This is a genomic window from Marinicauda algicola (assembly GCF_017161425.1).
Lineage (GTDB): Bacteria > Pseudomonadota > Alphaproteobacteria > Caulobacterales > Maricaulaceae > Marinicauda > Marinicauda algicola.
In genome coordinates this window covers 2,590,413-2,612,004 of record NZ_CP071057.1, presented here as the reverse complement: position 1 = coordinate 2,612,004, position 21,592 = coordinate 2,590,413, and the positions used below count along the sequence as shown (strand labels likewise).

The 21,592-nt window shown below is 69.0% G+C and carries 22 protein-coding genes; 6 read left to right on the top strand and 16 right to left on the bottom strand.

Translation table 11 applies throughout. The annotated features are described in order from the left end of the window. Positions 1–41 precede the first annotated feature (41 nt). Positions 42–1,370: an MFS transporter gene (locus JW792_RS12985; protein ID WP_135995435.1), complete on the bottom strand. Its 1,329-nt coding sequence runs from the start codon at positions 1,368–1,370 to the stop codon at positions 42–44. Between the two features lie 109 nt (positions 1,371–1,479). Here JW792_RS12985 and JW792_RS12980 point away from each other — a divergent pair, with 109 nt between their 5' ends. Continuing rightward, entirely contained in the window at positions 1,480–2,568 is a 1,089-nt protein-coding gene (locus JW792_RS12980; RefSeq protein ID WP_135995436.1) for a lipase family protein, read from the top strand. On the opposite strand, the gene JW792_RS12975 is transcribed toward JW792_RS12980, so the two are convergent. The 12 genes from JW792_RS12975 to JW792_RS12920 all read right to left on the bottom strand — a co-directional run bounded on the left by JW792_RS12975 (position 2,549) and on the right by JW792_RS12920 (position 13,944). Beyond that, entirely contained in the window at positions 2,549–3,172 is a 624-nt protein-coding gene (locus JW792_RS12975; RefSeq protein WP_135995437.1) for a nucleotidyltransferase family protein, read from the bottom strand. The two genes, JW792_RS12980 and JW792_RS12975, sit on opposite strands and share 20 nt — an antisense overlap. Next, entirely contained in the window at positions 3,169–5,565 is a 2,397-nt protein-coding gene (gene pheT, locus JW792_RS12970) for a phenylalanine--tRNA ligase subunit beta (protein ID WP_135995438.1), read from the bottom strand. Before pheT ends, JW792_RS12975 begins: the two co-directional genes overlap by 4 nt. Positions 5,566–5,574: 9 nt before the next feature. After that, entirely contained in the window at positions 5,575–6,660 is a 1,086-nt protein-coding gene (gene pheS, locus JW792_RS12965; RefSeq protein ID WP_135995439.1) for a phenylalanine--tRNA ligase subunit alpha, read from the bottom strand. A gap of 166 nt (positions 6,661–6,826) precedes the next feature. Beyond that, entirely contained in the window at positions 6,827–7,183 is a 357-nt protein-coding gene (gene rplT / locus JW792_RS12960; RefSeq protein ID WP_135995440.1) for a 50S ribosomal protein L20, read from the bottom strand. Positions 7,184–7,215: 32 nt separating this feature from the next. Beyond that, positions 7,216–7,419 (bottom strand): 50S ribosomal protein L35, encoded by a 204-nt coding sequence (rpmI, locus tag JW792_RS12955; protein ID WP_135995441.1) that lies wholly within the window; start codon positions 7,417–7,419, stop codon positions 7,216–7,218. Positions 7,420–7,560: 141 nt separating this feature from the next. After that, the gene (locus JW792_RS12950; RefSeq protein WP_135995442.1) at positions 7,561–9,360 is read right to left on the bottom strand and encodes a hypothetical protein; all 1,800 of its coding nucleotides are present in this window, start codon (positions 9,358–9,360) and stop codon (positions 7,561–7,563) included. A gap of 28 nt (positions 9,361–9,388) precedes the next feature. Then, positions 9,389–9,859, bottom strand: a complete 471-nt coding sequence (locus tag JW792_RS12945) for a peptidase S1 (RefSeq protein ID WP_135995443.1) — start codon at positions 9,857–9,859, stop codon at positions 9,389–9,391. A gap of 154 nt (positions 9,860–10,013) precedes the next feature. Beyond that, a complete protein-coding gene (locus tag JW792_RS12940) occupies positions 10,014–10,319 on the bottom strand; it encodes a hypothetical protein (protein ID WP_192900977.1) in 306 nt (101 codons plus the stop codon). 246 nt (positions 10,320–10,565) lie between these two features. Next, positions 10,566–10,940, bottom strand: a complete 375-nt coding sequence (locus JW792_RS12935; RefSeq protein ID WP_206340798.1) for a peptidase S1 — start codon at positions 10,938–10,940, stop codon at positions 10,566–10,568. Between the two features lie 152 nt (positions 10,941–11,092). Continuing rightward, positions 11,093–11,632 carry a translation initiation factor IF-3 gene (gene infC / locus JW792_RS12930; protein ID WP_135995444.1) on the bottom strand — a complete coding sequence of 180 codons (540 nt, stop codon included), beginning with the start codon at positions 11,630–11,632 and terminating at the stop codon, positions 11,093–11,095. A 198-nt stretch (positions 11,633–11,830) separates the two neighbouring features. Continuing rightward, positions 11,831–12,817, bottom strand: coding sequence for a glycosyltransferase family 9 protein (locus tag JW792_RS12925; RefSeq protein WP_135995445.1), 987 nt, complete (start codon positions 12,815–12,817; stop codon positions 11,831–11,833). After that, a complete protein-coding gene (locus JW792_RS12920; protein WP_135995446.1) occupies positions 12,814–13,944 on the bottom strand; it encodes a glycosyltransferase family 4 protein in 1,131 nt (376 codons plus the stop codon). The genes JW792_RS12925 and JW792_RS12920 overlap by 4 nt, the downstream gene beginning before the upstream one ends. A gap of 98 nt (positions 13,945–14,042) precedes the next feature. On the opposite strand from JW792_RS12920, the gene JW792_RS12915 reads away from it, so the two are divergent. Then, a complete protein-coding gene (locus JW792_RS12915) occupies positions 14,043–14,786 on the top strand; it encodes an alpha/beta fold hydrolase (protein WP_135995447.1) in 744 nt (247 codons plus the stop codon). Positions 14,787–14,801: 15 nt separating this feature from the next. On the opposite strand, the gene JW792_RS12910 is transcribed toward JW792_RS12915, so the two are convergent. Next, positions 14,802–15,626 (bottom strand): Rossmann-fold NAD(P)-binding domain-containing protein, encoded by an 825-nt coding sequence (locus JW792_RS12910; protein ID WP_206340797.1) that lies wholly within the window; start codon positions 15,624–15,626, stop codon positions 14,802–14,804. Between the two features lie 85 nt (positions 15,627–15,711). Here JW792_RS12910 and JW792_RS12905 point away from each other — a divergent pair, with 85 nt between their 5' ends. Beyond that, a complete protein-coding gene (locus JW792_RS12905; protein WP_135995449.1) occupies positions 15,712–16,371 on the top strand; it encodes a tetratricopeptide repeat protein in 660 nt (219 codons plus the stop codon). A gap of 99 nt (positions 16,372–16,470) precedes the next feature. On the opposite strand, the gene JW792_RS12900 is transcribed toward JW792_RS12905, so the two are convergent. Continuing rightward, a complete protein-coding gene (locus JW792_RS12900; RefSeq protein WP_135995450.1) occupies positions 16,471–17,340 on the bottom strand; it encodes an isoaspartyl peptidase/L-asparaginase family protein in 870 nt (289 codons plus the stop codon). A 143-nt stretch (positions 17,341–17,483) separates the two neighbouring features. On the opposite strand from JW792_RS12900, the gene JW792_RS12895 reads away from it, so the two are divergent. The 3 genes from JW792_RS12895 (at position 17,484) to JW792_RS12885 (ending at position 19,235) form a co-directional block, all read left to right on the top strand. Then, complete coding sequence (locus tag JW792_RS12895; RefSeq protein WP_135995451.1) at positions 17,484–18,257, top strand: SDR family NAD(P)-dependent oxidoreductase; 774 nt, start codon at positions 17,484–17,486, stop codon at positions 18,255–18,257. A gap of 113 nt (positions 18,258–18,370) precedes the next feature. Beyond that, a complete protein-coding gene (locus JW792_RS12890) occupies positions 18,371–18,757 on the top strand; it encodes a hypothetical protein (RefSeq protein WP_135995452.1) in 387 nt (128 codons plus the stop codon). 91 nt (positions 18,758–18,848) lie between these two features. Continuing rightward, entirely contained in the window at positions 18,849–19,235 is a 387-nt protein-coding gene (locus JW792_RS12885; RefSeq protein WP_135995453.1) for a hypothetical protein, read from the top strand. A gap of 64 nt (positions 19,236–19,299) precedes the next feature. Here the strand turns inward: JW792_RS12885 and JW792_RS12880 are convergent, their stop codons facing one another. Beyond that, on the bottom strand, positions 19,300–21,399 hold the full coding sequence (locus tag JW792_RS12880) for a TonB-dependent receptor (protein ID WP_135995454.1): 2,100 nt from the start codon (positions 21,397–21,399) through the stop codon (positions 19,300–19,302). Positions 21,400–21,592 lie beyond the last annotated feature (193 nt).

Here is a 21,592-nt window from a genome sequence, read left to right as displayed (position 1 = left end):
GCGCCGGTCTCGCGGTTCGAAAGTGCGAGAAGCCGGGATATCTAGCCCGACACCTCCTTCAGCCGAAGCGACAGCGCCGAGGCGAGCAGGGCGCTCAGGCCCAGCACCCAGACGATCGCCTCGCCGAAGACCTGGTAGATGAGGCCCGTCGCCGCTCCGGCGGCCAGCAGGGACACCCCGATCGTGGTGTTGGAGACGGCGGTGTAGGCCGCGCGCGTCTCCTCGGTGCCGAGGTCGACGACATAGGTCGAGCGGCCCTTCCTCACGCCCTGATGGGCCAGGGAGAGCACGAAGACCGCCGCGATGTAGAGTTCGGGCCGGTCGGCGAGGGCGAGCCCGGACTGGAGCGGAACGAGAATGATCGCGGCGGCCAGCGCGGCGACGAGCCCGGCGGCGATCATCACCGTCTTGCTCGACCAGTCCGCGAGCCGGCCCCAGACCGCCCCGCCGAGCGCGCTCGCAGCGGCGCTGGCGAACAGGAAGCCCCCGAGGCCGGCAAGGTCGGCGCCGGTGCGCGCCTGCGCGATGGCGACGTAGAAGGGCGTCGCGAGCGCCGTCGCGAGAAAGCCCGCTCGCGCGACGACGAAGCGGCGGAACGGCGCATCGGCCTTCAGGATGGAGATCTGCGCGATCGCCTCGGCAAACGCATTGCGTCCGCCCTCGGTGGAGCCGGGGCTCTCGGAGATGACCGCATAGGCGCCGGCCGCCAGCACCCACAGCAGGGCGGCGAGCCCGAGCATCGCCGCAAAGAACGCGCCTCCGGGCTGGGCCTCGCCCATGACCACCAGCACGATCCCGATCCCGCCCGCCGCAAGCCCGGAGACGCTGGAGGCATAGCCCGAAACCGCGCCGCGCCGCGTCTTCGACACGGTCTTGCCGACCACGTCCTTGTGGGCGACCGAGCAGACCGATCGTGACAGCGCGAAGGCGGCCAGGAGCGCGAGGATCGCGATCCCGGCGGTGGCGCCCTGGAGCGTCACCGCGCTCGTCGCCATGCCGGCGAGCGCGAGCGCCTGGCCGAGCGAGCCGGCCGACCAGAACAGCTTCCTCACCGGGCGTTCGCGGATCCAGCGCGCGATGAAGAGCTGGGGCAGGAGGGCGAGCGATTCCCGGATCGGCGCGAGCAGGCCGACGAACCCGGCCGGCACGCCGAGCACGGAGAACATCCAGGCGAGCGTGATCTTCGGGTCCATCAGCCGGTCGCCGGACTTCGTCAGCGACAAGGCGAGCGCGCTCATCACGAAATTGCGCGGCTGGTGCTCGCATTCGCTCTCGGGAATGTCCTTGCAGACCCGCACATCCTCGTCGCCGTAGAGGAAGTCGTAGACCGGCGCGGCGGCGCGGTCGGCAGCGTGGTCGCTCTGGCTCATGGCCGAAGACCTAGACCCGGGGGCGGGTCAGGGCAAATAATTCGCTACACGCTTGACTAGAAACCTGTCATCTTCGTGCTGGATCGATCTTGCCGGGGAGGGCGAGACCATGACGATCAACGCACGCTCCATCGAAGAGGATCTCGTGCAGCTGCGGAGCCTGGACCCGGTCCCGGTCAAGCGCGCCGCCTACTCCGACCGCACGGCCTGGCTGATGAGCGCGCTGTGCCAGCTCGCCTATATCGAGTTCGAAAGGACCGATCGCACCCTCCTCGCCGAAGCGGCACGGGAGATTGCCGAGGCCGGTGGCGACACCGCGAGGATAGAGGCGCGGCTGGAACAGCTCTCGAAGGATATCCAGGGCAATGCGCTCCCCGATCGCGAGATCCTCGCGCGCGTTCTCGCTGCGGCGGGCTTCGAACTCCTCGACGATTTCGCGATCGAGGACACCGAGGGCTTCATCGTCAAGCGCGAGGCGACGCCGAGCCAGACCGGCCTCGCGGTCATGGTCTTCCGCGGCACCACCTCGATGCGGGACTGGCGCACCAATCTCGATGGCGGGCTCAGCGAGCCGGAGGCCCTGAAACGGGAGGCCAGGCATCTGCGCGCCGAGCAGAAGGGGCTCGAGCACGGCAAGCCGCGATTGCATGAGGGATTCTGGAGGGCCTATCTGCGCATCGAGGCCCGGATCGAGCCGACGCTCAAGCAGGTCGAGCACCTGCCGCTCTACATCACCGGCCATTCTCTCGGCGGAGCGGTCGCGGTGGTGGCGACCTGGCGCAACGAGGCGCCGCGCAACGCCGCATGCTACACGTTCGGCAGCCCGCGCGTGGGCAATGGCGATTTCGCGGAGCGCTTCAAGACGCCGATCTACCGGATCGTGAACGGACCCGATCCGGTGGCGTTCGTCCCGCCGACGGTCCTGGTCGTCCTGCCGGCCGCCTGGTTGCTGGGCCTGCTGCCCTATCCGTGGGGCGACAGGGCGCGCCGCTTCGTCATCCGGAAATTCGCCGGCTATCGCCATTTCGGCTACGGGCAGACCCTGCACAAGGACGAAGCGCGCTTCGTGCCCGAAGTGACCGTGATCGAGCGCGTGATGATCATGCTGCGCATGACCACGACGCTCTTCAAATACCACCAGATCGGGGAATACCGCCGCAAGCTGCGCGAGATAGCCCTCAGGCGCAATACGCACTGAGGTGCAGCTCCGGCCAGATCGCCGCCTGCCGCCGGGCCTTGTCACGAAACTCCCGCGTATCCGCTTCGGGACGCGCGGGCCTGATCTCCATGCGGAAGATCGCGTCGAGCCCGCGCGGCGCGGCGAGGTCGAGCCCGCCTGCCTCGCCGAGCCGTACTGCCACCCTGTGGGCATCGGCAGCATAGCGCTGAAGGCTCTCGGTGGCGTTCGACAGCGGGGCGTAGGGCGCGCCGAAACGCGCCTCGTACCAGAGATGCACACGCGCCTGGTTCTTCACCTCGACCTCCGCGCCGAGCCCGGCGAAGGCCGGGGCGCAGCGCGCGATCACCGCGTCCTCGGCCTCGTAGCTCAGGTCGGCCGCGTCGAAATAGGCGATGTCGTAGTCCTTGATTCCGTGGCCCGGCGGGCGCCCGGTCAGGGCGTTCCAGACATTCTGGTAGATCGCGCCGGCCACCAGCCAGGCATCGGGCAGCGCGAGCGCGCGGGCCGCCTCCAGCACGGCTACGGCCTTCGCGTCCGCCTCGACCGCCGCGAACAGGAAGGCGCGCTGGGCCGCGTCGTCCGCACCGGCGAGGCGGTAGGGATCGCGCCGGCCCGTGATCACCCCCGCAGCTTCGCTCCCGCCTTCTCGGCCGCCTTGACGACCTTGTCCGACACCGCCTCGATCTCCTTGTCGGTGAGGGTTTTATCCGTAGGCTGAAGAACGACCTCTACGGCGAGCGAGACCTGACCCTCGCCCACGCCCGGACCCTCATAGCGGTCGAACAGCCTGACCTCGGAGATCAGCGCCTTGTCCGCGCCCTTCACCGCACGCAGCAGCTCGTCGGCAGGCGTGTCCGTGGACAGCAGGAAGGCGAAATCGCGACGCAGCGGCATGAGGTCGGGCGCCTTGAACTCGGGGCGGGTCTTCAGCGCCTTCTTCTTGGCCGAGGGGATAGCGTCGAGGAAGACCTCGAAGGCCAGCACGCGGCCCTCGATGTCGAGGGCCTTCAGAACCCCGGGATGGATCTCGCCGAACTCGGCGAGCACCATTTTCGGGCCCAGGCGCAGCACGCCGGAGCGGCCGGGATGCCACCAGTCGCGTGCCCCGGGCGCGGCCTGCAGATTGTCGACCGGTGCGCCGGCGGCCTCGAGCGCCGCGATGGCGTCGGCCTTGACGTCCAACGCGTCCGGCGCCGTACCGCCCCGCCAGTCGCGCGGCGCGATCACGCGGCGCACGCCGGCCACCACCGTCTTCTGGCCCGTCGGGCTGTCGTCGAGATAGATCGGCCCGGCCTCGAAATAGCGCGCGTCCTCCAGCCCCTTGTCGGCGCTCTTCTGGACGCTCGTCAGCAGGTGGACGAGCGCGCTCGGGCGCATCACGTCGAGCTCGGAGCTGATCGGGTTCGCAAGCTGCAGCCCCTCGCCCGCGCCGCCGAACAGGCCGGCCTCGTCGTGATGGCAGAAGGACCAGGTGATGGCTTCCTGATAGCCGCGCAGCGCGACTGCCCGGCGGGCATGGCGCACGCGGATCTGGCGCTCGGTCGCCGGCGCCTCGAAGCGCTCGCCTTCCGGGCGGCGGAAGGGCGTCGTGGGCAGGGTGTCGTAACCCTCGATGCGCGCGATCTCCTCGATGAGGTCGGCGCCCTGCGTGCAATCGCGCCGCCAGCTCGGCGGCTGCACGCGCCAAGGCGTGGACTTCGCATCCACCTCGAAGCCGAGCCGGTCGAGAATGTCGACGATGCGCTCGTGCTCGAGCTCGATGCCGAGCAGGCGCTTCACGCGGGACGGATCGAAATCGATCGGGTCGGGACCCGCCGGAATCTCGCCGGCCTTGAACACGTCGGAGGGCTCGCCGCCGCAGATCGTCATGATCATGCGGGTGGCCAGCTCCAGCCCGTCGACGACGAAGCCCGGATCGACGCCGCGCTCGAAGCGGTATTTCGCATCGGAGTCGATGCCGGTCTCGCGCCCCGTGATGCGGGTGATGGCCGGGTCGAACCAGGCGCTCTCCACGAACACGTCGGTGGTTTCGTCCGTACACCCCGAATACTCGCCGCCCATGACCCCGCCGAGCCCGAGGCAGCGCTCCTCGTCGGCGATCACGCAGTGATGCCCGGCCGGGACGTACTCGCGCCCGTCGAGTGCCTCGAACCGGTCCGCCTCGCCGCGGCCCTTCCGTGCACGGATCGTCTTGCCGATCTTCGCCACGTCATAGACATGCAACGGACGCGCGCGGTCGTAGGAGATGTAGTTCGTGATGTCGACGAGCGCGTTGATCGGGCGAAGTCCGATCGCCTTCAGGCGCTGTTGCAGCCAGTCCGGGGACGGCCCGTTCTTCACGCCCCTGATGACGCGCCCGGCGAAGACCGGGCAGGCCTCCGGCCATTCGGTCTCGATACGGATCGGGCATTCGTGCGTGCCCTTGACCGGGCTGACCATGCCGGTCTCCAGCGTGCCGAGGCCGGCCGCGGCGAGATCGCGCGCGATGCCCTGCACGCCGAGCCAGTCGGCCCGGTTCGGGGTGACCTCGAAATCGATCACCGGATCGCCCATGCCCAGCGCCTCGGCGGCCGGGGTGCCGACCTGGTATTCGCCCTTCAGGTCGGCGATGCCCTCATGGTCCTCGCCCGCGCCGATCTCCTTGGTCGAGCACAGCATGCCGTGGCTCTCGATGCCGCGGATCTTCCTCGGCGTCTTGTCGAGGGAGAAGTCGAGACCGGGAATGTAGGTGCCGAGCGGGGCGTAGATCGCCCACATCCCTGCGCGCGCATTGGGGGCGCCGCACACGATGGTCTTCTCCCCGTCCTTGGTCTGCACCGTGCACACGCGCAGCCGGTCGGCGTCCGGGTGCGGCTTGCAGTCTTTCACGTACGCGACGGAGAAATCTTCCAGCTTTTCGGCCGGGTTCTCGATCTCCTCGATCTCCAGCCCCGCCATGGTCATGGCGTCGGCGAGCGCTGCAAGCGAGAGATCGGTGTCGAGATGCTCTTTCAGCCAGGAGAGGGTGAATTTCATGGGTGTGTCCTAGCTCAGTCCGGTCGCGAGATTGGCCTGCAGCAGCGGGCTGAAACCGTAATGGGCGAGCCAGCGCGCGTCGGGCTCGAAGAAGGGACGCAGGTCCGGCATGCCGTATTTCAGCATGGCCAGGCGATCCACGCCCATGCCGAAGGCGAAGCCCTGGTATTCATCGGGATCGAGGCCGCAGGCCCTGATGACGTTGGGATGGACCATGCCGCAGCCCAGGATTTCCATCCACTTGTCGCCCGAGCCCACCTTGACCGCATCGCCCACGCGCTCGTAGCGCACGTCCATCTCGGCGGAGGGCTCGGTAAAGGGGAAGTGGTGCGGGCGGAAGCGCGCCTCGACCTGGTCGGTCTCGAAGAAGGCCGCGACGAACTCCACGAGGCAGCCCTTCAGGTGACCCATATGGGTCGACTTGTCGATGACGAGCCCCTCGACCTGGTGGAACATCGGGGTGTGCGTCTGGTCCCAGTCGCAGCGATAGACCCGGCCCGGCGCGATCACGCGCAGCGGCGGCTTCTGGCTCATCATGGTGCGCACCTGGACCGGCGAGGTGTGGGTGCGCAGGACCTTGGGCAGAGTGCCCTCCTTCGCCTGCATGAAGAAGGTGTCGTGGGTGTCGCGCGCCGGGTGGTCGGGCGGGAAGTTCAGCGCGGTGAAATTGTGGAAGTCGTCCTCCACGTCCGGGCCTTCGGCGACCGCGAAGCCCATGTCGGCGAAGATGACCGCAAGCTCCTCCATCACCTGCGCGACCGGGTGCAGCGAACCCTTCGCCTCGCGCCTGACCGGCAGGGAGATGTCGACCCTCTCGCTGGCGAGGGCCTGTTCCAGCGCGGCCTCTTCCAGCGCGGCCTTCTTCGCCTCGATCGCGGTGGAGAGCCGGTCCTTCAGGCTGTTGAGCGCCGGGCCCATCACCTGGCGCTCGTCCGGGGTCATCTGGCCGAGCTCGCGCATCTTCAGGCTGACCTCGCCCTTCTTGCCGAGCGCGGCGACGCGGATCTCGTCGAGTTCCTTCAGCGATGGCGCGGCCTCGATCTGTTGCAGATAGCGGCTCTGGAGATCGTTCAGATCATCGACGGTGGCGGTCATGAGGCTTTCCGGGACGGCATTGGCGGGTTCACGGTGTCTTAGAGGAGCGCGCCGGGCAGGTGAAGCGTCTGCATGCGAATTCGCCGGGCCGCTTTCGCATCCCGGAACGAAAACGCCCGCCTGCGGCGCAGACGGGCGTTTCGAACTCGGGTGAAGCGGCCGGGGCCTACTTCAGCGCGTCCTTCGCCTGGCTGGCGAGCGCGGCGAACGCGTCGGCGTCGTGCACGGCGATGTCGGCGAGCACCTTGCGGTCGAGCTCGATGCCGGCGCGCGACAGGCCGTTCATGAAGGTGGAATAGGTCAGGTCATTGAGGCGCGCGGCCGCATTGATGCGCTGGATCCACAGCGAGCGGAAATTGCGCTTCTTGTTGCGGCGGTCGCGATAGGCGTACTGGCCGGCCTTCTCCACCGCCTGGTTGGCGATGCGGAAGGTGTTCTTGCGGCGGCCGTAATAGCCCTTGGCGGCCTTGATGACCTTGCGGTGGCGGGCGTGGGAGGCGGGTCCTGCGGAAACGCGGGCCATGTCAGTTCTCCTTCAAACGCTACACGTCAGCCTTAGCGGCTGTACGGCAGGTAATGCTGCTTCACGATCTTCGCGTCCGGCTCCGACAGGGTCGTCGTGCCGCGCTTCTGGCGGATCTGCTTGGGGGTCCGCTTGATCATGCCGTGGCGTTTGCCGGCCTGGGCGGCCAGGACCTTGCCGGTCCCGGTGACCTTGAAGCGCTTCTTCGCGCCGCTCTTGGTCTTCAGTTTCGACATTTTGCTCTCCTTTTCGCACCCGCTGGAAGGCGGGGGTGAAGCTTCGAGGGCCGCCCGGCATGTCGTGGGCCGGGTGGGCCCGGTTTCTCGGAACGCGCGGTTATACGCATCTGCGCGGCGAACGCAAGCCTGACTGACGCTTCAGTCCTGCGGCCGGCCGGTTTCGGAGATGTTGAGCGTCGCCGGAACGGTGCCTCCGCCGAACGTGCCGACATAGATGTCGTAGACCCCGCCCGCGTCGGCCGGAAAGCTCAGCCCGGCATCGACTCCCGCACCGCCGTCATCGTCGCACACCCAGCTGCCGTCAGGCGCGTTGACCGCCAGCGTGGTGTCGCCGCCGGAGGTGACATAGACATGCAGCTCGCTCCGACCGTCATAGACGAGTTCCACGCTCGGCGCCTCGGTGACATAGCCGGCGCAATACTCCGCCCCGCCGATACCTTCATAGGCGGCGAGCGGTCCGCCGGCTTCCAGTTCGACCGCATACGGGTCGGGCGAGAACCCGGCCGCCAGGGCGTGATCGCCGTAGATCGCGGGAAGGGAGATGTCGAGCGGGGTCTGGAATTCATCGGCCCAGGGTTCCTCGGCGCCGGGCTCGATCGTGCCGTCCGGGCCGAAGCCGATCTCGGAGACGTGCAGGGCAGCCGGCACCATGGATCCGGTGTCGGAGAACGTCCCGGCATAGATGGCGTAGACCCCGCTCTGCGGTGCATCGATCGCGATGCCCGGATCGACGCCCTGGCTCCCGTCGTCGTCGCAGTGCCAGGTCCCGTCCGGCGCGCGTACGGCGAGGGTGAGATCCTCCTCCCCGCTCGCCGAGATCATGAGGGAGAACCCGCCCGCGGTGTAGTCGAGTTCGAGAGCGGGTTCCGCCGTAACGAAGCCGGTGCAATAGCCGGTCGAGACGCTCTGCCCGGCCAGGGCGAGATACGCGTCGCGCGCGCCGCCGGCGGTGATGTCGAGCGTGCGCGGGTCCGGCGTGAAGCCGCTTTCCAGCGCGATCGTGCCGTGACGCGCGGCAGCGCCCGGGTCGAGGCGCCGGTCGACACCGTCCAGGCCGACCTCGGAGACGATGATCGTTCCCGGCTGCTCGCCGGTCTCGCTATACGTGCCGTACCAGATGGCATAGCGGCCCGAGGCCGGATCGGCCAGGATCACGCCGGGATCGAGATCGCCCGCGCTGTCGTCGTCGCACACCCACTCGCCGCCGGGCGTGTGGACCGCGAGCACGCCGTCGAACTCGCCCTCGCCGGAGATGTAGAGCGGGTCCCGGCCCGCCCGGTAATCGAGCGCGAGATCGGGCGCCTCGCCGGCATAGCCGTAGCAACCGGTTCCGCCCGCGCCGACATCGAGCTCGCCGCCCGCGCTCACCTCGAAGCGGCGCGGATCGTTGCTGAAGCCGGCGGCGAGGCGTTCGCTGTGCTCGGCGGGCCGCTCCGGATCGAGCCGGCGCGACCAGGGATTGGCATCGTGGAAGCCCGTTCCGGAAATGTGGACCATGGCCGGCGGCAGGCCGATACCGGCCTCGAACGTACCCAGCCAGATCTGGTAGCGCCCGGAATCGGGGCTGGAGATCACCACGCCCGGATCGTAGCGCTCCCCGGCATCATCGTTGCAGTGGACGCCGCCGTCCGGCGCGATCACGACGAGCGTGGTATCCGCGTCGGACGCCGCGGAGATGTAGAGATCGCCATCGCCCGCCTCGTAGTCCAGCGCGAGCACCGGGGCCTCGCTGATGAAGCCGCTGCAGGCCGGGTCGAGGCGGTACGCGCTGAACGCCCCGCCGGCGCGCACGCCGGCCGAGCGCGGATCCTCGCTCGCGCCGGCCGCGAAGCCGACCGTGCCGTAGGCGGGGTCGGCATCGGGCGTCTGGCCGAGGGCCGTTGCGGTGATCAGAGCCAGCGCAGTGCCGGCGGCGAAGGAAGACGCAAGGCGGGTCATGGTCACTCTCCCGAGTGGTTTGTTTGGACTACTGGCTGGCAAGTTCGGAGATGTAGAGGGTGGCGGGCTCGAGGCTGGAGCTGCCATAGGTCGCCACCCAGATGTCGTAGCGTCCGCTCGGCGGATTGGGCAGCCGGATCGAGGGGTTGGTGCCCGCGCCCGAATCGTCGTCGCAGCGCCACTGCCCGGCCGCGTCGTTGACGACCAGCGCGGTATCGGCCTCGGCGCGCACCGAGAGGATCAGCGGCCAGGTCTCCCCGGCGCCGTAATTGATCGAGAAGTCCGGGGCGCTGGCGATGAAGCCGCGACAATCGCCGCCGAGCGCGCGCTGCGCATCGATTGGCCCGCCCGAGCGGAGTTCGACCGTGAACGGGTCGGGACTGAAACCCGCGCTGAGATCGATGCTGCCGAAGCTCGGCGCGGCGCCCGGGTCCTGGGCATGCGCGGCGCCGGCGGCGAGGACGAGGCCGGCTCCGGCGGCGAGACAGGCACGAAACATGGGGCAGTCCCCGTTTGCAGCGGCGGGACGGAAGGGCCCGGCGCGGAAATCATCCTAGACCCGGCGCCGGGATCGGAGAATACGCTTTCTTCGCGCACCCGGACCGTCCGGCGGGGCACAGCGCGATGGCTGCCCCCCGCCGGACCCCGGAAGATCAGCGGTCCAGCGAGATCTCGGAGACGTTCAGCGTCGTTTGCGTACGGCTCGAGCCGTATGTGCCGACATAGATGTCGTAGATCCCGGCGCTGTTGCCGCCGAAGGACAGGCCGGCATTGGTGCCTGCCGCACCGTCGTCATCGCACACCCAGCTGCCGTCCGGCCGGTTGATCGCGAGGACCGTGTCGGCGCTGCCGCTGGTGTAGATGTAGAGGTTGCCGCTGCCGTTGTAATTCAGCTCGACCGTCGGGTTCGAGCTGACATAGCCCCGGCAATCGCTCGCGATCGCCGAGCTTGCGCTCAACGGGCCGCCCGCCGTGACGGAGCGGCGCCACGGGTCGGGCAGGAAGCCGCCATTGAGCGTGACATTGCCGAACTGGGCCGCCGCGCTGATGTCGACATAGGCCGAGCCGCCGCCATAGCCGCCGCCATAGCCCGAGCCGTCGAAGCTCTGCTCGCCGTACTCGGAGATGTAGAGCGTGGCCGGCTGGAGCCCGCCCGAGGAATAGGTGCCGACCCAGATATCGTACTGGCCGCTCGGCGGATTGCCTCAGCTGAGCAGCGGGTTGAGCGGCTCGTCGGCGCCGTCGTCGTCGCAATACCACTGGCCGTCCGGCCCGTTGATCACGAGCGTCGTGTCGGCCTCCGCATCAACCCCGATATAGAGGGGCAGGGAGCCGGCCGAGTAGTGGACGCGGAAGTCGGGTGCGTCGGCGATGTAGCCGCGGCAGTCTGAAAAGCGGCTTTGCGCACTGATCGAGCCGCCCGCGCTGACATCCACGCGATAGGGATCGGGCGTGAAGCCGGCGTTGAGGCTGACGCTGCCATAGGTCGGATCGGCGCTCCAGGTCTGCGCGCCGGCGGAAGCGGAAAGCGCGAGGGCAGTCACCCCCGCGGTCAGGATGGAAGTGCGGATGGTGATCATGAAACGTCCCCTTCATTCGGATCGAAATCCCTCGCCAGATAAGGGGTACTCCCGAGCGCGCGCCGGCTCAATCGAAATATCGGATGCGGCACGAAAAACGCGCGGGCCGAGCGACCCGCGCGTCCTTCGGTCTGGGCCGGGCTGGCGCCGCCTCAGCGGGGCGCCATCACCATCACCATCTGCCGGTTTTCGAGCTTGGGCTCGAACTCGACCTTGGCGATCTCGGCGAAATCTTCCTTGACGCGGTTCATCACGTCCATGCCGCGATCCTGGTGAGCCATCTCGCGGCCGCGGAAGCGCAGCGTGACCTTGACCTTGTCGCCGTCCTCGAAGAAGCGGCGCATCGCCTTGGTCTTCACCTCGTAGTCGTGCTGGTCGATGTTCGGACGCATCTTGATCTCTTTGACGTCCTGGGTCTTCTGCTTCTTCTTGGCTTCGGCCTTGCGCTTCTGTTCCTGGTATTTGATCTTGCCGAAATCGCCGATCTTGCAGACAGGTGGGTTCGCGCCGGGAGCCACCTCGATGAGATCGAGACCGGCCTCCTCGGCCGCTTCCAGCGCGGCCTCTATCGGCACCTCGCCCTGCTTTTCACCATGTTCGTCAATGAGGAGGACCCGCGGAACGCGGATCTCTCTGTTCACGCGCGGTCCCTCTTTCTTGGGCGGCGGCGCGGCATGCGGACGTCGAGCTATGCGTCTTCTCCCTGATTACTGCCTTGGATCGGTTCAGAATACGACAAAATTCGCGGCTTGGCTTCCCCGGAGAACGCGCGGCGCGCGATCGCGTTCACGCGCGCACATCCGGGCAAGGCCGACAGGCCAATATCGTGAGCGGAGCAGGTAAATCAAGCGTGCAAGCCGCGTTTGGCCGGCAAATCGGTCCGGGCGGGCTCATGCCGCCTCCGGAGCGGGGGCGAAGCCGCCCGCGAACCGCATCGCCTGGACCGCCTCGGCAACCGAGATCTGCGCCAGCGTCGGCGCATGCATCAGCAGGGTCGGATGGCGTCCGCGCGGGGCTCGGAAATGCGGCGCATCCTCGCCGGGATGGAACATCACCGCGGGCGCGCCGGTCGCCACGAGCAGGTGAAGCAGCCCGGCATCCTCGCCGAAGGCGAAATTGGCCCTGCGTCCGAGACCGGCGAGCTGGACGAGGTTCGCCCGTCCGGTGAGGTCGCGCGCACCGGGCGTGACATGGGCGATATAGCGCCCGATCTCGCGCGCGCTCGGACCGCCCACGATCGCCGGCTCGATCCCGCGCTGCAGCATCTGGTGGGCGAGCGAGGCCCAGCGCTCCTTCGGCCAGCGATAGGCGGGCTTGACCTCGTCGCCGGCCGGAGCGAACAGCACATACGCGTTCTGCAGTCCGAAATAGGCCGGCTCCAGCGTGCGAGAGCGGCGCGCGACGAAATCGATCCAGTCCGCCTCCGGGCCGGGGGCCTCGCCGAGCGAATAGTGCGTCTTGCCGAGCCCCGCCGCGCCGAGCTTGCCCGCGACGATGTCGAGAGGATGGCCCGGGTCGTTCGGCTCGGGGACCGCGCGAATCCAGCGCGCGCGCGAAAAGCGCATCGCGCCCTTCAGCTTCTGGCCCGCCTCGCCGCTGCCGAGATCGTAGACCACGTCGAAATGGGAGGCGCGCGCGAGCTTCATGCGCTCGAAGAAGCCCTTCTTGGCGACATCGCGAAGGCTCGGCTCGACCGCATTGAAATAGATGCAGTGCTTGAGCATGCCCTCGAACTCGGGCCCGGTGAGCAGGGTGATGCGCGCGGTGCGGTGATGGGCACGGATCGCCTTGGCCGCCGCGAGCATGCGCACGGTTTCGGTGAGGTCACCGTCGTGCAGGATCAGGACCTGCTCCTTGGAAACGTCGTCTGCGCTCATGGCCGGCAGTCTAGAAGCTCGCGGTAGACCCGCAAGGTATTCTCTTGCAGGGCCCGCTTGGAAAAATGCGCCTCGACCCGCTGGCGGGCCGCGCGCGCCATCGCGGCGCGCGCCTGCGGGCTGAGCGAGAACGCCGTCTCGATCGCCGCGGCAAGCGCCCCGGCATCGCCCGGCGGCACGCGCCACCCCGTCACGCCGTGCTCGACCACCTCGCGGGCCCCGCCATGGTCGGCGACGATAACCGGCCGGCCCATCGCCTGGGCCTCGGCCGCGCTGCGTCCGAAAGCCTCCGGCTCCAGCGAGGGAGCGAGCACGAGATCGGCGGCCATCAGCGCGCCCGGCATGTCGCCGACATGGCCGGGAAGCCGGATCGCGACTCCGAGTTCCTTCGCGCGCGCCTCGATCTCGCGCACGTAGGCATCGCGTCCCTGGGCGTCGCCGGCCAGCACCAGGACGGGGGCGGGATCGCGCGGCGCGAGGCGGGACACCGCCTCGATGGCGAGCAGCTGGCCCTTCCAGCGCGTAAGGCGCGCGGGCAGCAGGATGACCGGCGCGCCCACGGGAACCTGCCAGCCCTCGCGGTGCGCATTCGCGCGGGCGGGCTCGACCCGCTCGGGATCGAAGGGTCCGAGATCGACGCCGCGCGGGATGATCTCGATGCGTCGGGCGAGGCCGGGATGCTCGCGCGCGACGTGATCGGCGATGAAGGCCGAGTTCGCGATGGTCACCGCGCCGCGGGCCATGACCGCGTTGTAGCGCCGCTTCAGCTCCGAACGGGCATTGTAGGTGCCGTGATAGGTGGTCACGAAGACCGCGCCGGTGCGTCTCGCCGCGAGCAGCGCGCTCCAGGCCGGCGCGCGCGAGCGGGCGTGGATGATGTCGACCCTCTCGCGGCGCACGAGGTCGGCGAGTCGCCCCGCATTGCGCCAGATGGTCAGCGGGTTCTTCGACTTCACCGGCAGGCGAACCAGGTCGGCACCGATCGCGTCGAGCTCGCCCTCCAGGCGCCCACCCTCGCTCGCCACCAGCGCGCGCCCGCCGGCCGCGACCACGGCCTCGGCGATCTCCAGCGTGGTGCGTTCCGCACCGCCGGCATCGAGCTCGGGAATGACCTGGAGTACGTTCACGGAGGGTCCGCAAATCCTTGAAGCGAGGAACGGGCCGTCTCATAACGGGCGCGAAGCCCGCCCGCAATCGCCTTGCCTTCAGCTGCGGAGAAATCCCGATGCGCGACGACATCCGCCATCTCGACCGCGCGGACGGCGAGACGCTCGCCTACCGCCGGCGCGCAGGACGCGGTCCCGGCCTCGTCTGGCTGTCCGGCTTCAACGCCACGATGGACGGCAACAAGGCGCGGGCGCTCGACGGCTGGGCCGCGCAGCAGGAGCGCGCCCTGCTGCGCTTCGACTATTCCGGTACCGGCGCCTCGTCCGGGCAACGCGAGGACGCGACCATCGGAGGCTGGCGCAATGACGCGCTCGCCGCCATCGACCAGCTCACCGAGGGGCCGCAGGTCCTCGTCGGCTCCTCGCTCGGCGGCTGGCTCGCCCTGCTCGCCGCGCTCGCCCGGCCGGAGCGCGTGAAGGGGCTCGTCCTGCTCGCCCCGGCCACGGACCTCACCGAGGTGCTGATGTGGGACGTGCTGCCCCAGCACGTGCGCGAGGCGCTGGAGCGCGACGGGGCGTGGCGCATGCCCACCAGCACGGGCGACACCATGCTGGTCACGCGCAGGATGATCGAGGAGGGGCGCAACTGGCTGCTGCTCGACGGTCCGATCGCGGTGCAATGCCCGGTGCGCATCCTGCAGGGCTGGCGCGACCGCGACGTGCCCTGGTCGCACGCCGTGCGCCTGCTGGAATCGCTCGCCGGCGAGGACGTCCGGCTCGATCTCGTGAAGTCCGCCGACCACCGCCTGTCCGCGCCGCAGGACCTGGAACGCCTGTTCGCCCTGGTGGCGGAGCTTTCCTGAACACGGAACGGACCGCTAGAGGCAGGCCGGCAGACCCTCGCGCCAGCTTGGAAACTGCAGGCGCCAGCCATAGGCGGCCTTGGCGCGGGCGTTGGAGACGCGGCGGCGCTCGTCATAGAAGCTCCGCGCCATGGCGCTCATCTGCGCCTGCTCCAGCGCTTCGAGCGGCGGCGGCTCCATGCCGAGGAGGCGCGCCGCCCCCTCCACCACCTCGGCCTGGGGCGAGGGCCAGTCGTCGACGAGGTTGAACGCGCCCTGCGGGCCGGGCTGGCGGACCGCGAGGACGAGGCAAGACGCGATGTCCTCGACATGGATGCGGCAGAACACCTGGCCGGGATCGTCAATGCGCCTCGCGCTGCCCTCGCGCAGCCGGTCGATCGCCGAACGGCCCGGACCGTAAATGCCGCCGAGCCGGAACAGGCGCGCGCCGAGCGCCGACCAGCCTTCTTCCGCGCGTTGCCGGCGCACCGAGCGGTCCTGTCCGGGGGTCGGGGCGTCCCACTCGAACGCCCAGCCGCCGCCGCGATCGCCATAGACGCCGGTGGTGGAAAGATAGCCGAGCCAGGTGCGGGAGAGATCGCCGCCCTCGAGCGCTGCCAGTACCGGATCGCCGTCCTCGCCGGGCGGCACCGAGCTGATGACATGGCTTGCCTCGCGCGCCGCCGCGCGCAAGGCCGCGCCGCCCTCGCGCGTCGCGGGATCGCAGACGCAGGCGGCGTGGCCGGCCGCCTCGATCTCGCGTCCCGTCCCGGCGCTGCGCGTCGTTGCGGTCACCGCGATCCCCGCCGCCTTCAGGCGGCGCGCTGTGGCCTTCGCGACATAGCCGTAACCGATGAGCAAGACTCTTGCTGCCTGTGCCATGGACCCCGCCCCGCCCGTTGCCTAAGGTGCCTGCCGTCCGGCTCATCCGGTGAGGGGAAGTTAGATGCGTCATCTCGTGCGTCCAGTCCTGGCCGCTCTCGGCCTCGCCGTCTCGCCCTGCGCCCTGGCGCAGGACGCGGTTCCCGTCGACCAGGCCCGCTATCGCGCCTGCATCGCCGAGATCGACACCGCCCCGATGGCCGCCTACGAGACGGGTCTCGCCTGGCAGGCCCAGGCCGGCGGCTGGCCGGCGGCGCACTGCACGGCGCTGGCGATCGTGGCGAGCGGCGACTACGCCGAGGGCGCGGCGCGACTGGAGACCAATGCCGAGGGCGCCGTGGCGGCCGGGGACCATGCCCGCGCCGTGATGTTCGGCCAGGCCGGCGATGCCTGGATGGCGGCCGGCGATCCGGTCAAGGCCCTGCGCGCCTTCACCCGCGGACGCGATTTCGCGCCCGGCGATGCCGGTCTCGCGTTCGGACGCGCCGAGGCGGCGATCGAGGCGGGTCTCTACGAGGTCGCCGAGGAGGCCGCGGGCGAGGCGATCGCGCTCGCCCCGGACGCTTCGGACGGCTACCGCCTGCGCGGCCGGGCGCGGCTGGAACTCGGTGAACTCGACGCGGCCGAGGCCGACATGCAGGCCGCGCGCGAGCGCGATCCCGACAGCATCGAGGCGCTGCTGCTGCGCGGCGACATCAACGAGGCGCGCCGCACCGCCGGCTAGAGCGGGATCGCTTCGCATCGAAGCGCTCCCGGCTCCACCGTTGCTGGTTTGCCGCGTGATCGAACCGGTGAACCGGCTTCCACTTCACCTGATCACGCTCTAGCGGATATCGGCCGTGATCGCCCCGTCGGGATGGACGATGGCGTGCTTCATGCCGGCCGAGTTGTAGCGGGCGCTGATCTCGCCATCCTTGCTGACCGCGATGATGCCGCCATCCCCGCCGAGCGCCTTCACGTCGTCGAGCGCGCCCTGCACCGCCGCGTCGAGGCCCGACCCGGCATAGCGCACGCGCGCCGCCACGTCGGCGGCGGCACAGGCGCGCATGAACATCTCGCCCTGGCCGGTACACGAGACGGCGACGTTCCTGTCCGCCCAGGTGCCGTGGCCGATGATCGGGGTGTCCCCGACCCGGCCCCAGCGCTTGCGCAGCGTACCCCCGGTGGAGGTCGCGGCGGCGAGCCGGCCTTTGGAATCGAGCGCGACGCAGCCGACCGTGCCCGTCGCGATCGGCCGGTCGTCGGCGATGGCGGCCGGGGTGTAGTAACCGGCCGGGTCGGTGACTTCCTCGAGGCCCGCCTCGCGCGCGAAATCGGCCGCGCCGCCTCCCGAGAGGAGGACGTGCGGGGTGCGTTCCATGACCGCGCGCGCGGCGAGCACGGGCGAGACGAAGCCTTCGAGCGCGCTCACCGCCCCGGCCTCGCGCGTGGCCCCGTTCATCACCGCCGCGTCGAGCTCGTAGCGCCCGGCCCGGTTCGGCGCGGTGCCCTTGCCCGCCACGTAGAGGCCGCTGGCCTCCATCGCGCGGACCAGGTCGACCACCACGTCGAGCGCGCTCTCGCCTGCGCCCAGCCGCTCGCGCCCTTCCTCGGCCAGGCTCTTGAGATGCGCGATCTCCTGGGCGTAGGGGCGCTCGGCGATGAGGCCGGCGCCGCCGTGCAGGACGAGGGCGGTCTGGCGGGTCTCGGGCATGGATTCCTCTGGGTGCGGGGACGGATCGGCGTGCTCTTACCACCCGAACGCTTTTCACCCAACCGGCAAGGCGCTATGTCGGTTGCAACGGCGCGGCGGCAGGCCGCGCCCCACCAGAGAACCGACAGGGGAGGCGTGAAGCCATGGAATTCAAGGACATTGCCGCGATCGTCACGGGCGGGGCCTCGGGGCTGGGCGAGGGCACGGCCCGGCGCCTGGCGAAGGAAGGCGCGAAGGTCGCCCTGTTCGACCTCAACGCCGAACGCGGCGAGAAGGTCGCCAGGGACATCGGCGGGGTGTTCTGCAAGGTCAACGTGGCCGACGTGAACTCGGTGGAAGAGGGCTTCGCCAAGGCCCGCGCGGCGCACGGGCAGGAGCGCGTTCTGGTCAACTGTGCGGGGATCGGCTGGGCGGAGAAGACCGCGCGCCGCTCCTCCTCCGGCGAGATCGTGCGCCACCAGCTCGACAAGTTCGCCCTCGTCGTGAACATCAACCTCGTGGGCTCGTTCAACTGCGCCGCCATCGCGGCCGAAGGCATGCTCTCGCTCGAGCCGACGAAGTCGGGGCGCGGCGTGATCGTGCACACCGCCTCCGTCGCCGCGCAGGACGGCCAGATCGGTCAGGTCGCCTATTCCGCCTCCAAGGGCGGCATCTACGGCATGACCCTGCCGATGGCCCGCGACCTCGCCCGCGAGGGCATTCGCGTGAACACCATTCTGCCCGGATTCTTCGAGACCCCGATCTACGAGCAGATGCCCCCCGAGGTGAAGCAGAACCTCGCCAGCCACCTGCAATTCCCGCAGCGCTTCGGCACGCCGGAAGAATACGCCGATCTCGTCGCCTTCATGGTCTCCAACGACTACATCAACGCCGAGTGCGTGCGCCTCGACGCCGGCGCGCGCATGCCGCCGAAATAGGGGGACGGGCGCCGCGCGCGGCGCCCGCGAGCCTGCATGGTGAGATTGACAATGGCGCTGTGCGAGGAACAGCCTTCGGGTTCGCTCGACACAGCGTGAAAGGGACGTTCGCCGTGCAGGATTCTGCCCGCCCGGAGGCGGATTACAGCTACGACCGCGAGCTCGACGCCCTGCGCGTTTCGGTCTACGGCCCGCGCGGCTACGACCAGGCCCGGGCCCACTTCGCCAAGGTGATCGCGCGGATGAGGGCGGAGGGCACGCAGCGCCTGCTCCTCGACCTCACAGGGGCCAGTTACGAGTTCGACCTCGAGCAGTCGATCGAGGCCTTCTGGAAGATCGCCGAGGCGAGCGAGGGCAACCAGATCGCCCTCGTCATGGACCTGTCCAGGCGCGAGCAGGGCATCGTGTTGCAGACCGTCGGCACGGCGCGCTGGAATCTCATCCGCCTGTTCCACGACCGCGAAAGCGCCGAAGCCTGGCTGCGCGAGACCGCCGACTGATCTTCCCCAGGTTGCGATTTGACAATCCCTTCCCCCGGGCGGAAGCTTGCCGTTCGCGATGCTTGCGATTGATTTTTGGCGAGGCCTGCAGGTGGACCATTGCGCCCCTCCCGGTGCCGAAATCGACTATGACGGCGGTCTTCGCGCCCTCGTCGTGACCGTGCGCGGCGACCGAACGGTGGAAATGGCCAGGTCGCTGATGGCCGCGATGCAGGAGCGCATGCGCGCCCATGGCACCAACCGGCTCCTGTTCGATGGACGCGAGGCGGCCTATCAGCTCGACCTGCAGGAGTCCATCGACGCCTTCCTGGACATCTCCAGGGCCGCGGAGGGCTGGCAGATCGCCCTCCTCTTCGCCCTCGACCAACGCGAAACCGGCGTGATCATGCAGACCACGGGCACCACCCGCTGGAACCTCGTGCGCCTGTTCCACGACGTGCAGGCGGCCAGGGACTGGCTCGCGGGCACATCGGACTGAGCGTGCGAAACGAGAACGGCGGCCCGAGGGCCGCCGTCCGTCCGGGTGCGTTTCCGGGGTCCGCCTAGAAGCGGTGACGGAGCGTGACGCGCGCGTTGCGCGGCGCCCCCGTGGAGATGTTGTCGTTGCTGTGGGCGTCGGGGAAATAGTCGGCGTCGAACAGGTTCTCGACATTCAGCTGCAGCCGGGTCCGGTCGGTGACGTCGTAATAGGCCGCGGCATCGATGCGGGTGAAGGACGGCACCTCGACCGCATTGTCCTCCAGAACGAAGAAGGCGTCCTGGTGGGTGAGGCCGAGCGCCAGGGACAGCCGGTCGCTGGCCTGGTACTGGTTCCACACCGAGATCATGTGCTCCGGCGTCTGGCGTGTCTCGTTGCCGTCGAACGCGCCGCCCTCGACCTCGCCGTCGAGATAGCTGTAGCCGGCATTGACCGACCAGCGCCCGGTCAGCCTCCCGGAGAGCTGAAGCTCGAGGCCATCCGTCGTGCTGCCCGGCACGGTGATCGTCACGCCCGGATTGTCGGGATCGACCGAGGTGAACTGGCCCTGTTCCAGGCGGAACAGTGCTGCGGTGAAGGCGAGCCCGGAGCTGAGATCCCACTTTACGCCGATCTCGGTGTTCTCGAAGACCTGCGGCTGCAGGTCCTCGGTGGTGGTCGTCAGGGTCAGGAACTGGTCTCCCGCACTCGGCAGGAAGGTCTCGCTGTAACCGGCATAGATCGAGACATTCCCGGCCGGCTTGTAGATGAAGCCGAGGCGCGAGGAGACCTCCTCGTCGACCCGGGCCCGGCGGCCGTCATCGCCGGGCGCGAGCGCGGCACGCCGGTCGAGCACGGAGACGTCGAACCGGTCGAAGCGGAGCCCGGCGATCAGCTTGAACGCATCGGTCAGGTCGATCTGGTCCTGGATGTAGAACGACGCGAACTCCACCGCGCTCGACCGGTCGCGCACGGGGGTCGCGAAGGCGAATGCCGGGATGTTCAGCGGGTCGGTGAACGCGATGGTGATCCGGTCGTCATTGCTCGCGGCGAACAGGTTGTCGTTGCGCGCATTGTCGGTGGACTGATCGCCGTATTCGGCGCCGACCAGCAGGGTGTGGCCGATCGTGCCGGTCTCGAACTCGCCCACGAGATTGCCCTGTACGATCAGGTTCTCGCGCGCCGTGGTGTCCTGGTAGCCGTCAAGCGTGACCAGATCCGCCCCGGCGTCGAAGCCGGCCGGATAGATGTTCTGGTAGAGCTTGTCGTAATCGGCATGGCGCGCCGTGACGTTGCCCCGCAGCATGTCGTTGAAGGTGTGATCGAGGCGCGCATTGAAGATGTTGGCCTCGAGCGTCGTGAAATTCCCCTCCGGCGAGCCGAAGAAGGTCTCGTCGAAGCCTTCGAGCGGAACGTCCGGGCCATTGGCGACCGAGACCGAGGGCACGCCGCGATCGACGACCCGGTCGTCGTTGACGTACTCGTAGTACAGGACGAGCTCGGTCTGCGAGCTCAGCTCGAAACCGAGCGTGGGGTTGATCGCGTAGCGTTCGCCGTCGAACACGTCGCGATGGTTGGCGAAGGTCTCGGCGAATGCATTGAGGCGAAGCGCGGCGCCGTCACCGAGCGCAAGGTTCGCGTCGCCCGCAACGTGGGCCGCGCCGAAGGTGTCCAGGCTCGCCGATGCCTCGGCGAAGGTCTCGCCGGCCTCGGGGTCCTTGGTGACGCGGTTGATCACGCCGCCGCCGCCGCCGCGGCCGAACAGCAGCGCATTGGCGCCTCGCAGGATCTCGACCTGCTCGAGATTGTAGAGCGGGCGGTAGTACTGAACGTCGTCGCGCAGGCCGTTGAGGAAGAAGTCCGCGGTGGTCTCGTTGCCGCGGATGATGATCGCGTCGCGGTGGCCTTCGCCCTGGCTCACCGCCACGCCCGGCGTGTAGCGCAGCACGTCGGCCAGGCTGTCGAAGGCCTGGTTCTCGATCTGGGCGCGGTCGACGATCGACAGGCTCTGCGGCAGGTTCAGCACCGGGGTCGGCGTCTTCACCGCATTGACCTGGTCCAGCGAGAGATAGCGGCCGACGACGATGACGGTGTCGTTCTCCGCTTCCGTCTGGGCGAGGGCGCCACCGGCCGGGAGCGCGCAGGCCGCCGCCGTCGACAGGAGCAGGGCGAGGGATCTGGACATCAATCAATTTCCTTCAGGCTCTGAAAATCCGATGCGGCCACGGTAGGCCTCTTATTTTTGCGAATCAATCTCAATATCAGGGATCGCTGGAAGATGTGCGATTGCGTTGCAGTTTCGCCACAGGCCGGGATCCAGCACGAAAACGGGGCTCCCGGCCGGGAGCCCCGTCTTGCGCCAGATGGCGAAGCGATCG